Origin of the sequence: Mycobacterium sp. IEC1808 (genome assembly GCF_002101935.1) — a bacterium.
In the GTDB taxonomy this organism is placed as follows: domain Bacteria; phylum Actinomycetota; class Actinomycetes; order Mycobacteriales; family Mycobacteriaceae; genus Mycobacterium.
In genome coordinates, this window is record NZ_LQPV01000011.1 from 264,200 (window position 1) to 276,768 (window position 12,569).

General features: G+C 65.4%; 12 protein-coding genes. 1 reads left to right on the plus strand and 11 read right to left on the minus strand.

All coding sequences use genetic code 11. The features are described from left to right. Positions 1-23 precede the first annotated feature (23 nt). From AWB92_RS07920 to AWB92_RS07935, 4 genes are all read right to left on the minus strand, one after another. Complete coding sequence (locus AWB92_RS07920; RefSeq protein ID WP_085184809.1) at positions 24-533, minus strand: nuclear transport factor 2 family protein; 510 nt, start codon at positions 531-533, stop codon at positions 24-26. Continuing rightward, a complete protein-coding gene (locus tag AWB92_RS07925; RefSeq protein ID WP_085184810.1) occupies positions 530-1,117 on the minus strand; it encodes a TetR/AcrR family transcriptional regulator in 588 nt (195 codons plus the stop codon). Before AWB92_RS07925 ends, AWB92_RS07920 begins: the two co-directional genes overlap by 4 nt. 80 nt (positions 1,118-1,197) lie before the next feature. Next, the gene (locus AWB92_RS07930; RefSeq protein WP_158090366.1) at positions 1,198-2,172 is read right to left on the minus strand and encodes a carboxymuconolactone decarboxylase family protein; all 975 of its coding nucleotides are present in this window, start codon (positions 2,170-2,172) and stop codon (positions 1,198-1,200) included. Between the two features lie 251 nt (positions 2,173-2,423). Continuing rightward, positions 2,424-3,278 (minus strand): SDR family oxidoreductase, encoded by an 855-nt coding sequence (locus tag AWB92_RS07935; protein ID WP_158090367.1) that lies wholly within the window; start codon positions 3,276-3,278, stop codon positions 2,424-2,426. Between the two features lie 308 nt (positions 3,279-3,586). Between AWB92_RS07935 and AWB92_RS07940 the strand changes: the two genes are divergently transcribed. Further along, positions 3,587-4,231 carry a helix-turn-helix domain-containing protein gene (locus AWB92_RS07940; RefSeq protein WP_085184812.1) on the plus strand — a complete coding sequence of 215 codons (645 nt, stop codon included), beginning with the start codon at positions 3,587-3,589 and terminating at the stop codon, positions 4,229-4,231. A gap of 354 nt (positions 4,232-4,585) precedes the next feature. Here AWB92_RS07940 and AWB92_RS07945 read toward each other — a convergent pair whose 3' ends face one another. The 7 genes from AWB92_RS07945 to AWB92_RS07980 all read right to left on the minus strand — a co-directional run bounded on the left by AWB92_RS07945 (position 4,586) and on the right by AWB92_RS07980 (position 12,362). Beyond that, a complete protein-coding gene (locus tag AWB92_RS07945) occupies positions 4,586-7,666 on the minus strand; it encodes a replicative DNA helicase (protein ID WP_085184813.1) in 3,081 nt (1,026 codons plus the stop codon). A 532-nt stretch (positions 7,667-8,198) separates the two neighbouring features. Further along, entirely contained in the window at positions 8,199-8,657 is a 459-nt protein-coding gene (gene rplI, locus AWB92_RS07955) for a 50S ribosomal protein L9 (RefSeq protein WP_068136505.1), read from the minus strand. A gap of 30 nt (positions 8,658-8,687) precedes the next feature. Continuing rightward, positions 8,688-8,942 carry a 30S ribosomal protein S18 gene (gene rpsR, locus AWB92_RS07960; RefSeq protein ID WP_066935440.1) on the minus strand — a complete coding sequence of 85 codons (255 nt, stop codon included), beginning with the start codon at positions 8,940-8,942 and terminating at the stop codon, positions 8,688-8,690. 45 nt (positions 8,943-8,987) lie between these two features. After that, on the minus strand, positions 8,988-9,503 hold the full coding sequence (locus tag AWB92_RS07965; protein ID WP_068111888.1) for a single-stranded DNA-binding protein: 516 nt from the start codon (positions 9,501-9,503) through the stop codon (positions 8,988-8,990). Between the two features lie 98 nt (positions 9,504-9,601). Continuing rightward, positions 9,602-9,892 (minus strand): 30S ribosomal protein S6, encoded by a 291-nt coding sequence (gene rpsF, locus AWB92_RS07970; RefSeq protein ID WP_044509152.1) that lies wholly within the window; start codon positions 9,890-9,892, stop codon positions 9,602-9,604. 129 nt (positions 9,893-10,021) lie between these two features. Continuing rightward, on the minus strand, positions 10,022-10,663 hold the full coding sequence (locus AWB92_RS07975; RefSeq protein WP_085184814.1) for a DJ-1/PfpI family protein: 642 nt from the start codon (positions 10,661-10,663) through the stop codon (positions 10,022-10,024). A 52-nt stretch (positions 10,664-10,715) separates the two neighbouring features. Further along, positions 10,716-12,362, minus strand: a complete 1,647-nt coding sequence (locus AWB92_RS07980) for a glycosyltransferase family 87 protein (protein WP_085184815.1) — start codon at positions 12,360-12,362, stop codon at positions 10,716-10,718. Positions 12,363-12,569: the final 207 nt, after the last annotated feature.

The window sequence follows — 12,569 nt, forward strand, 5'->3', positions numbered from 1 at the left end:
GGTGGGCCGCGAGGAACCTCGGGTTAGGAGAAGTACGCGTCAAATGACCCGACGTCGGTCAAATGCGCTGTGACCTGAGAAATCTTGTCGTCACGGATGGTGAGCACGTTGACCACGTCCTGTTCGAGCCGCTTGCCATTGTGTTCACCGGTGTCGTGCAGCGTGACCGCTACGGTGTCTTGGCCGAAAGCAAATCCGCGCGGCGAGATGTGCAGCCCGTACTGGGCAAACGTGTCGGCCAGCCTGGTGACGTCGTCGATTCCAGTCGCCCTGCCGGACACCACGCTGGAGCCGGGGATGGTCCAGACGATGTCGGGCGTGGCGTGTTCGGCGATTCCGGCATGGTCGTCGTGCACGATGGCGGTCGCGAACGCGCCGACGATGGCCCGCTGCCGCTGCATTGTCGCAGCTTCGTCGTCCGGCGCGGCGATCGGATTGCCTTCCGGCACAATGCAAACCAAGGCCATGGCGATACCCAGGCTTGCCAGAGCGGCTTTCCAAACACTCGGTGCCCACATGCCGCCTCCACTCATGCGCGTCGCTTGCCGGGTGAAATGAGCCTGTCCGCGGTCTCACTTGCGGCGTCGATCACGTCTGCCTGCGTGGCGGGGTCGGCCATCGCGCGCGAGATCGACACCGCCCCCACCATCAGCGCGACGACGCTCCACGCCCGCCGCTCCCGATCGGCTCCGTCGAGAACATCGGCCACCCGCTGTGCCAGGGCGGTGATCTTGTGTTCGTACGCCTCTCGAGTGGACACTCCCGCCCGCGCGACGTCGGCACTAAGGGTCGGCATCACACATCCGTCGCCCGGGTTTTCCACGTGGTAGGTGCTGAGGTATTCCGCGAGAAAGTTCTTCAGCTTCGCCCGACACTCGGTCTTGCTGGCGGACTCCGTGTCGGAAAGGAACGGCTCGCCGACGGCGGCCTCGATGATCGCCTCGAGCATCGCTTCCTTATTGGCGAAGTTCGAATAGAACGCTCCGGAGGTCACGTCCGCCGCCGCGGCTAGCCCGTCCACGCCGATCCCGTTGAAGCCGGCGACCTTCATCGACCGCGTGCCCGCACGCAGCAACGCGGCGCGTGCCTTGACCTTCTGGTCTGCCGGATATCTCATGACAAGCTCTTTATAGCATAACTATCACTATTCTATCGCTGCAGCCGGCTCGGTCATCTGCCCGGCACAAGTACGTGCTGCTATGGGGCTGGTGACAACCACCCTGAGATCCTGCGGGTCGCGGTGAAGCTGGCCCAGGCGACCGCGGCGAGGATCTCGGCATCAGCGGGTTGGATGTCACGGAAGGCCGCGATGATGCCGTCGTCGATCTGGTATGGCGCGATCGCGACTAGCAGGGCGAGTCTGCCCGCGGCCTGGTCGCGGGCGTCGAGAGCCGTGACTGCTTGTTCTACCCAGCTGCGACTGATCCCCGGCTCTTCGCCGTCCCAGGCCGCGACGTGCTCGCACACCAGCTCCCGCACGGGCTGTGCCAGCACGTCGGAGCCGAGGTCTTCGATGATGGCCTCGAGGCTGCCGAACGCGGACGCGAGCGCGGGAAGCGGTGCGGTCCAGGCGAACTCCGATGATGGCGTCGCCTCAGGAAGGCGGCCGACCGCTCCACCGGAGGCGACGTCGACTGCCATGATGCGCTTGCCGGCCGCGGTGCCAGCCACGCGGATGGTGGTCCCGCGCAACCAACGTAGCTTGGACGGCAACGCGACAGGCCCGTCGGGAAGAAAGACCTGCACCATCCGGTCGATGTAGTGAAAGCAGGCGGCCGAGGCGATCAGTTGGGGTGCCTCATGGGCGGTGAAGGGCGGCTCACGCAGAATGTCGGCACCGGGCTGGCGGTTGGCGAACGCCCACATGGCGACCTCACGGGTTTTTCGGTCTGCGATCAGGTCGGGTCGATTGGCGCGGATCGCGTTGGCGGTGCTGGTGTCGCCGGCACCGACTAGCAAGATGCTATGCGCGTCTACGCAGAACGAGCACTGGTTGATCGCGGAGACGCCTTCACAGACCACTTCACGCAGGCCGCGACTCACCGAGCCGGCGACGATCGATTCCCGGAGCATCCCCCAAACTCCGGTGAGCAGCTCAGGAATCGGAGCATGCAGGGTGACAGGTGGCACCAGCTGAAACTCTCGCTTCATCTGGGCGTAGACCTCGCCCACCAGGCCGTGGGCGTCGCACGGGGAGACGGCTCTGATGTGTTTGATGATTTGCGGGGCAAACGTCGTAAACAGTGTCTCTTCCACGCGAGCTGTTAGCGGAGCCATCGCGGACCTTCCTGGGTTTGTTAAAAGTGGAGCGCAAGCGCGTACTCCAACGCGATGTTTGACATCGTTATGCGTTGTCGCGCAAGACAACTAACGTCGCGTCGTGAGCATCCAGGCCGCGACAGGAGCAATTGGTGTCACCCTTCTCACCCGACGCCGATTGTTTGGTGGTAGGTCTTGCCCCGGCCCATTCCCACCAACCGGATGAAGGACCGCTGCGCAAGAGCGGAGGCGATCAGGTCGCCGATCCGCGGCGAGAACGCCTCCCCGAGCAGCAGTAATTTGGCCGGTCCCGGCATCACCACCCGAGGCGCTCCGCGCCGCACCGCCGAAACAACCGCGCGCGCAACATCTTCTGACGCCAGCGGCGTCATATGGCGAAATGGAGGCGGCATCTCGGCCTCATCGGCCTCGCGCAGCAGGTCGGTGGCAGTCAGCGCGGGATATATCACCGACACCCGAATGTTACTGCCCGCCAGTTCCTGGCGCAGTGCGTCGGAGACGGCCGAGACCGCATGCATCACGACCGCATACGAGCCGAAACGCGCGAAAGCTTTGCGCCCCATCACCGATGACATGTTCACGATCGCACCTGAGCGCTGCCGGTGCATCGTTGGCAACACCTGCTGAGTCACGTCGACCAGTCCGAACAGGCTGGCCTGCAGAGTGTCACGCACGTTATCGCTGAAATTCGCCGACTCCACGGCGCCGACCCGGCCGATGCCAGCATTGTTCACCAGTATGTCGATCCTGCCGAACCGCTGTATCGTCGCATCCACCAGCGCGACAATCGCATCGTGTGACGTCACGTCGGTGGGCACCGCCAACGCCTGTGAACCCAGCGCCGACACCGCCTCGGCGACATCACCCAGACGCTCAGCCGAGCGTGCCGCAAGGACCAGCCGCGCTCCCTGCGTGGCGAACGCCAACGAGACGGCTTCGCCGATCCCACGCGAGGCGCCCGTGACCAACACAACCTTGTTCTCAAATGCCTTCTTCACGCGATCCCTCCACTTCCTCGTGCCGGGTAGCAACTGTCATCGCGCCACGATCGGCAAGGCGGAGCTGCAACGTGCCATTCGCAGCTGACCGTAGATCGGTTTGAATGCGACGCTTTTGACGACACCGCCCAGCCGCTGGTCTAGCGCGATAGTCAGACCGCGGGTGCCGATCACATGTCGCGTTGTCGACCTTCCGCCCGAGTCCGACAACTGGCACCACACGAAGCATAGGTATAACCGTAAACCAGCCACACAAACAAATCAAGCTAATGATGGATTAACAGTTTGGAACTTGTTAAAGTGGTGTCGTGAAGACCAGGGTCTACAACCAGAACTGCCCCATTGCGCGTGGTCTGGACATCATCGGCGAACGCTGGACACTGCTCATCGTGCGCGAACTCATCGGCGGCCCCCGCCGCTACAGCGACCTGCGGGCGGAACTGCCCGGCATCGCCACCAACCTGCTCGCACAACGCCTCAAGGAGCTCCAAGACGCCGGGCTGATCGACCGCACCGACCTGCCCGCGCCGATCGGGCGCACCGTGTACACGCTCACCGACACCGCCTGGCAGCGCGTGCTTCCCATCGTGCAGGCCATCGCCGTCTTCGGCCTGGACAAGCTCGATCCCATGGACAGCAGCGCGGTCACACCGCTCAATGGATTCCTCGCGGGCGTGCTGCTGGCCTTCGATCCGGCCGCCGCAGCGAACGTGAACACCACCTACCGCATCGACATCGACGGCCGGCGTTTCGAATTCGCCGTCACCAACGGATATCTCGCAAGCGCTCGCGGCGAACCCGGCGTTATTGTCACCGCAGCCGCCGCAGACCTCATCGCCATCCGCCTCGGCGGCGACGCCGCCACCCGCAAGTCCGCGCTGCGTCGAGTCCGCTTCGACGGCGACAAAGAAGCCGTCGACACGATGCGTGATGTCTTTTCCCTGCGCGGTTAACACGCCTCCAATCGAGCACCTTGCCAAGCGGCACTACCGCACGCACCAAGGGCAGTTGTGACGACAGTGGTTGCATCACACGACAAGTCGACGGGGAGCCGATGATCGTTGTGGGCGCCGATTGGGCCTAAGCCATCATGACGTACATGCGATGGACGAGACCGCGCGGCGGCTGGCTGGCGTCGCGCCGACTACCTGAAGGGCTCAACGGCATCAGCCAGCCACACGCCCAGGAGACGCTAACCGTCGGGGCCCACGGCTAAATGGACTGGCATCTTCATCCGCTGAGCGACACGAAGTACCCGGTCGGCATACTGCGAAATCTCGGGATACCGCAGAGCGCGGTCTACGTTGTCACCTCGCCATGTTGGCGAAGCGCGACAGGTGGAGCTGGTGCGCGACGGTCACCGTCTTGGTCGGGCCGTTGCGGTGTTTGGCGAGAATAAAATCCGCCTCTCCCCCGCGCGGATCGTCGCGTTCGAACGCGTCTGGCCGGTGCAGCAGGATGACGACGTCGGCATCTTGTTCCAAACTATTATGCAGACTAATCCCGTTTGCGACGAAATTATGTGTGCCACTTACCGTTCCGTCGTAAACGTCCTCTTCACCCAAACTCGCGATCTCGACGACCGTGTCCCAGTAGACGTCGGTGGTCGCAAGCGCGTGGATCTCCCGATCCTCGAGCACGACCGCCGCGCGATGCAGCGACCTACTCGGCGAGTGCTTCCACATCGCGGAGCCGCAGAACTGGCTACCCATCGCCGACGCAAACTCTCGGTGCGTGATCTGCTTGGCGGACAGTACCTCGCGGACACGCTCCCACACCTCTTTCGGGATAATATCCAAGTTTGTGTTGCGCACGATCGTTTCGAGATGACGCCGTACGTCTTCTGCCGCTACCGCTTTCGCACCGTGGACGCCAACGTGGTTAACGAACCGCAGTTGATTCTCGGCCCCATAGATGTGCAGGTGCCATGAGTCATGGTAACCGAGCTTCGGCGCATGCTTGATCCTCGCAAAAACGCCAACCCTGAGCAGCAGCTGCGCGACGTCATCGATGAGACGCCGACTGGTTGAAGCGTAATAGATCCGCGCCTGCCCAACCTTGGCGTCCCAGCGTACGGACCCGTCCGTCGCCCACAGGTGCCGCAGGAACAGTGCCACCTGATCGTTGGGCGCACGAAATACCGCCTCCGGCACGAACTTTTCGTAGCTGCGCTTGCCAAACAGACCCAGCCCATCGAGCCATGCAGCAATGGAGTTGCGGCGGCCGCGCGCCAGCCGCTCCGGCGCCGGCAACCGCAGCGTGGTCACGCGAGCCGCCGGGTAATCGTCGCGAACTGCCTTCACGCCGAAGTGCGCGGCGGCAACCGTCACCGCGGCGAGGTTCGCCTCGTCGATTGATGCGTAGCGGATCGGCTGGCGCTTCACGCATGACCCGTCGCCGATCATATGGGCAAGCAGCATCACCTCGCAGTCATCCATCCGCTGCGTGTCGACCGGCTCGGGAACGCGCCGCGGTGCGGCGACGCGATCACCGATCTTCAGCTGCTCCAACGGCGTCCAGCCATCGAGCTTCATGAACGGGTGGTTACCGGTGGCCTCGACCTCGCGGCCCGAGGCCAGCCGAAGCCGGAACACCTCCTTGCGGCCACTCGGGAAGACATTGGTCATGGGGCGCGCGACCATGCGCAACCGCTCGTCCAGCGACCACACCAGCGGACGCTCGCCCGTCCTCATCAGCTCGCCGAACGTGACCTCGGCCCCGGTGTCGGCGCGCAGGATCCGCGTCGATGCGGTCAGGCATCCCGACTCGCGAAGATCGGCGAGCATCGGCCTCTTGTCGGTGCGCTGCTCGGGACCACGATTGAGCTGGCTGATCGCCACCACCGGAACCTCGAGTTCCTTCGCCAAAAGTTTGAGGTGCCTTGAGAATTCGGACACCTCCACCTGGCGCGACTCGTGCTTCTTGCCCGACGTCATCAGCTGCATGTAGTCGATGACGATCAGCCGCAGGTCGGCCTTCTGCCGCAGCCGGCGCGCCTTGGCCCGGATCTCCATCATGGTCAAGTTGGGCGAGTCGTCGATATACAGTGGCGCCTCGCTGATTTCGCTCATCCGCCGCGCCAGGCGTGTCCAGTCGTCATCGCTCATGCGGCCCGAGCGCATGTCGGCGAGCTTGATCTTGGCCTCGGCCGACAGCAGCCGCATCACGATCTCGGATTTGCTCATCTCCAGCGAGAAGATGACGCTGGCCAGCCGGTGCTTGATGGAACACGACCGCATGAAGTCCAGACCCAGCGTGGAATTGTGCGTCGGCACCATCCCAGGGCCGGCCAAATAAAGACGCGCAGCGTTGTCCACCTGGACACAGCGCACCGGCACACTTTCCACGCGGCGCACCGAGGTGATCTGCAGGACAGGAGCCAACAAGGCCGTCGTCCCAAGGTTGGCGTAGTGCGGCGTCGTCCCGGCCGCCGCAATAGCGTCCGCGCCGCCGCGCAGCTGAGCCGATGTCCGGATGCCGCGAGTCGTCGGCCACTGATGCGCGGCGTCCGCGGTGATCACTGTCCCGTCCGAGAACTCCACCTCGTAGCAGGGCCGCCCGAGCATCACCTCGGTAGCGGCTACCACCCGCGTCGGCTGCCCGTCGGCGTCGAGCAGCTCCTCACCGACCGCGACGTCTCCCATGGTTGTCCAACCGCCCGGCGTCGGCAGGGGCGTTTTCAGCGCCAGCGCCTTGCCCACGCCGGGCCGCGCCGCCACGATGATCATCTGCCCGGGGTGCAGGCCGTTGGTCACCTCGTCGAGCTCGGTGAAACCGGTCAGCACGCCGCGCGACACCCCGCCGCTGGACGCGATGGCGTCGATCTCGTCCATCGTCGGCTGCAGCAGGTCCTCGAGGGGGACGAAGTCCTCGGACATCCGGCGGTCGGCGACGTCGTAGATCTCGGCCTGCGCGCGGTCGACTATCTCGGCCACGTCGGCGCCCTCGGCGCCCGCGTAGCCGTACTGCACGACCCGCGTGCCCGCCTCGACCAACCGGCGCAGCAGGGCCTTCTCGGCGACGATGCCCGCGTAATAGCCCGCATTGGCCGCCGTCGGCACCGTCGAGATCAGGGTGTGCAGATAGGGAGCACCGCCGATGCGGCGCAGCATTCCGCGCCGGTCCAGTTCCGCGGCGACCGTCACGGCGTCGGCCGGCTCGCCGCGCCCGTAGAGGTCAAGAATCGCGTCGTAGACATTCTGGTGCGCCGGGCGATAGAAGTCGCCGGGCCGCAGCCGTTCCAGGACGTCGGCGATCGCATCCTTGCTCAGCAGCATCCCGCCCAGCACCGACTGCTCCGCGGCGAGATCCTGCGGGGGCTGGCGGCCGAACTCTTCGTTCGGTGGCGACGAATCCATGCCTGGCGCGAGGTCATCGACGACCGCCACGGACTCTCACCTCCCCTAGCACGAGTACCCGAACATACATTCGAACCGACATTAAGAGCTTAAGTCAAGGCGCCGACACCCAACGGCCACATGAACCCATATCGCATCGCGCCGGGACGACCGTAAGCGTTGCTGGCCAGTACTTAAAAGGGCCACTGTTCATAAGGCTGTGCATTGCGTGTGCATATCCTTCGACACCTGTGTTGAACGGGGTGTGGAGAACCTGTGGATTAATTCGAGACTCCGCTACATCGCTGCTGATAAGAGCAGTACAACTCACCACAATCGGTGTGGACAGGAATCTCTACGGCGTGTCGTCGCAGGTTACTGCGTCGGGCGTGTTGGCTTTCGGCCATATTTTCGCCGAGTTACCAGGTGGTTAAGAGGATCGCTCGGCGGGACCCCGGAAAGAGTTCGCCAGCCGAGCAAACGCGTCCGCGGTCAAAAGCCGCCGCAAAGCCCGCGCCAAGCACCAAAGGCGCGGCGGCGGCCGATCGAGGGCCGCCGCCGAGTGAGAGCAAACGCTACTTAGTTAGCTATCCGCAACGACATCGAGCGCGACCTCGGCGTCGATCTCGGGGTGCAGGTGCACCGAGACCGCATAGGTGCCGACGGCCTTGATGTGCGTCTTGGGCAGGCGGACGACCCGCTTGTCGAGGTTAGGTCCGCCGGCCTTCTTGATAGCCGCGACGACGGCACCGGCGGTCACCGAGCCGAACAGCTTGCCCGTGTCGCCCGCGGCCTTCACTGGCAGCGTGACGGGGCCCAACGCATCGATCGCCGACTTGATTTCGTTGGCGTGCTCGAGGTCGCGCACGGTCTTGGTCTCGCGGGCCCGGCGAATCTCGTCGGCCTGCTTCTGCGCGCCGCGCGAGGCCAGGATGGCCAGGCCGCGCGGGAGCAGGAAGTTGCGGCCGTACCCGTCCTTGACCTCGACCGCGTCGCCGACGGTCCCGAGGTGATCGACGTCAGCCGTGAGAATCAGCTTCATTGTCCAGTACTTTCGGTTGGCTCTCGGCGGCTACCGCGTCGAGGAGGTGAAGGGCAGCAGGGCCACCTCGCGCGCGTTCTTTACCGCGATGGCGATGTCGCGCTGGTGCTGCACGCAGTTGCCGGTGACCCGGCGCGCCCGGATCTTTCCGCGCTCGCTGATGTAGGTGCGCAACAGGGTGGTGTCCTTGTAGTCGATCGCTTGACCCTTTTTGGCGCAGAAGACGCATTTGCGCGCCTTGATCGGCTTTTCCGGAGCCGGACGCCGCTTGGTGGACTTGGCCATGTCTGTCTTTCTTTCCGTTTGTTACTGGTCTGAAGTTTTGTGTTTTTAGAAGGGTGGCTCGTCGTCGCCGCCGCCGAAGGACCCCGAGGCCGGGGCGCTACCCCACGGGTCGTCCCCGCCACTCGGCTGGGCCGCCGGGGCCGCCGCCGGGCGCGAGCCGCCGCCCCCGCCGAAGCCACCGCCCCCGCTCCCGCTGCGGCTGGCCTTGTTGACCTTGGCGGTGGCGTACCGCAGCGAAGGTCCGATCTCGTCGACCTCGACCTCGACGACCGTGCGCTTCTCGCCCTCGCGGGTTTCGAACGAACGCTGCTTGAGCCGCCCGGTGACGATTACCCTGGCACCGCGAGTGAGGCTTTCCGCGACGTTCTCGGCGGCCTCCCGCCAAATGTTGCACCGCAGGAACAGCGCCTCGCCGTCCTTCCATTCCCCGCTCTGGCGGTCATAGATCCGTGGCGTCGACGCCACGGTGAAGTTCGCCACGGCGGCACCCGAGGGAGTGAACCGCAGTTCGGGGTCGGCGGTCAGGTTGCCGACAACGGTGATTGTGGTGTCACCAGCCACAGGTTCCTCCTCGTTCCACCCTGTTCGTCACGTTTGGACGGGGGATAGACATCAGTGTGTTCCCGCTGAGCGTACGCAGCTGCGACGACACTCGGCAGTCAGTGCTTATCGGTGCGCATCACCTTGGTGCGCAACACCGACTCGTTGAGGCTGAGCTGGCGGTCGAGCTCGGATACCGTCGCCGGCTCGGCCTTCAGGTCGACGACGACGTAGATGCCCTCGGCGTGCTTGGCAATCTCGTAGGCCAGGCGGCGCTTGCCCCAGATGTCGACCTTGTCGACGGTCCCGCCATCCTTGCGGACGACGTTGAGGAACGTCTCCAAGGACGGGGCAACGGTGCGCTCGTCGAGCGTGGGGTCAAGAATGACCATGATTTCGTATGGACGCATGGAAACCTCACCACCTCCTCTGGTCTCAAGCGGCCACGGTCGTTCCGTGGCAGGAGGGTCGCCTGCGTCGGCAACCGCACCAGGGTACCGGACGGGGGGCCGGCCCGAAAAATCCGTCGGGCCGGGGCCTTACTTCCGGCGTTCGGTGTATTCCTTCGCCCTGGCCCTCGTCGCGTCGTCGGCCTTGGCGAGCGACCCGGAGTCGAACGGCGGCTGCGGGTCGTATTCGATCAACAATTGGGCGGCTTGCGCGGCCTCTCGGTCGACAAGAAGCTCGACCAACCGTAGGGCCATGTCGATGCCGCTGGATACACCGGCGGCGGTGATGATTCGCTGCGACAGGTGCTCGACAACTCGTTCGGGCACGTAACGCGCACCCAACTCGTTCAACAAATCCGCAGCACTGAAATGGGTCGTCGCGGTGAGCCCGTCGAGCAGGCCGGCGGCGGCCAGCAACAACGCCCCGGTGCACACCGAGGTGGTGAACGTCGTGTTGGGGTGCACCGATCGAAGCCAGGCGCGGATAGCGTCGTCGTGGATCAGCTGGCGGGTTCCGATGCCGCCCGGCACGACCACCACGTCGGGGGCGCCGACTTCGTCGAAGGCCGCATCGCAGGCGACGCCGAGCATGCCGTTTTCGGTGCGGACCTCGCCGCGGCGGTGCCCGACGAACACGACCTCGATCGATGGAATGCGTTGCAGCACTTCGTACGGGCCCACGGCGTCCAAGGCGGTGAACCGCGGGAACAGCGGGATCGCGACGACGGTCATGGCGCCACTCCTTACATCCCGGCTACGCCGGCATCATCGTCGTCGGCGCGGGTCATGGCGCCGCGGCCACCGCTTCCTTGTCCGGTTCGGCTGCCGGCGCCGTCGGGCGGCGCACCCCCGGCGGACGCAGCCAGTCGGGCAACCAGCGGGGCGGTGCGTCGGAGGCGCGATCGAAGGGGCCGCCCGCCGGATCGTCGACGCGCCCGCCCCAGCGCACCGGGTCTTCCTCGGGCCGGTAGATCTGCCGGAGAACAAGCACACACAGCGCCACAACCGCGATGTCGCGCAGTAACACCGTCGTGGTGAAGAACTGCTCCGGCAGCCCGCGGTTGGGGTTGCCGTACAGGAAGTACATCCGCGGCACCCAGACCAGTGCGTCAATCGTCATCCACGCCAACAGGATTCGGCGATGCGGCAACGCCAGCACCGCCAACGGCACCAACCACAACGAGAACTGGGGACTCCACACCTTGTTAGTCAACAGGAAAGCCGCCACCACCAAGAACACCAGCTGCGCCAGCCTTGGCCGTCGCGGGGCGGTGAGCGCGACATACGCGATCGCCGCACAACACAGCGCGAACGACACCGCAACGACCGCGTTCAATACGGTCGGCGGCTGCCAGAAGCCGAGCCCGGGATCGAACCCGCGCCAGCCGGTGAACGACTTCACCACGTTGTACAACGAATCCATGTCGTCACCGCGCCGCGTGTTGAGCCGGAAGAACTCGGACCAACCGCGCGGAAACAGCACCAGCACAGGCAGATTCACCAACAACCACGTCGCCGCGGCCGTCGCCGCCGTGCGCGCCAAGGCGCGAAGGCGACCGGTCCGGATACCCAGCACCAGCATCGGGCCCAGGAACAGCAGCGGGTAGAGCTTGGCCGCGGCGCCCAGCCCAATCAGCACACCGGCCAACACCGGTTTGCGCCGTGCCCAGGCCAACAGCCCGCCCATCGCGAAAGCCGTTGCCAAAGCATCGAAGTTGGTGAATATCTGAAAGATCACCAACGGCGAGGCGGCCACCAGGGCGGCGTCCCAAATGCGCCGGCCCGACAGGCCCGCGGTCGCCCAGACGGTCGCCAGCCACGCCAACGCCAGCCCGAACGCCGCGATGTCGAAGAACATCACCACCTCGGCCACCACCGGCAGCGGGGCGACCTTGCTCAGCGCGGTGTAGGTCTTGGCCACCGCCATCGACACGTACTGGTAGACCCCGGTCAGCACCGGATACTCCATGTAGCGCACGGCCGGCCGGCCGTCGTAGCGCGTCTGCTGCGCGCCGCTGCCGTCGGTCTCGATCCAACTCGACTTGTACGGGAACTTGCCCTGGCTCAACAACTCCGCGCCGTAAAGGGGCACCGTGTCGGAATAGCACAACTCGTAGTAGGCCCGTTGGTTCTCCCAATTGGCGACCCGCTGGTCGCCGCTCCCCGAGCCGGTGCTCTGCAGGCACGCCGCCTTGGTCGACCAGCCGAGCGCCAGGAACACCAGCGCGATCAGGAACATGACCCGCACCGGAGTCATCACCCTCGTTCGGCCGATGAGCGCGTGGCGGCCCACCGGTCCGCCGACGACATCGGCCAGCGCCGCGCCCAAAACGTCGGTGCGGCTGGGGCAATCGCGATTGTCGGCGCTGCGCAGATCGGCGGCCAGGGGCCGCGGTGAGATGGTGCTGTCCTGCTGCCGCGCGCCGGTCACGGCGGCGGCGGGGGCGCTTGCGGGCCGCCCGGCGGGACGCCGGGTGGCTGCGGGCCACCCGGCTGGGTGCCTCCGGGCGGCGGGGGCGCGTTGGTGATCGTCGTCGGCGGGCCGACCGGAATCGTGATGCCGGGCGCCACCTCGATGGTGGGCTGGATGACGCTCACCGCGGGCGGTGCCGGCGGTGAGCGTCATCCAGCCCACCAT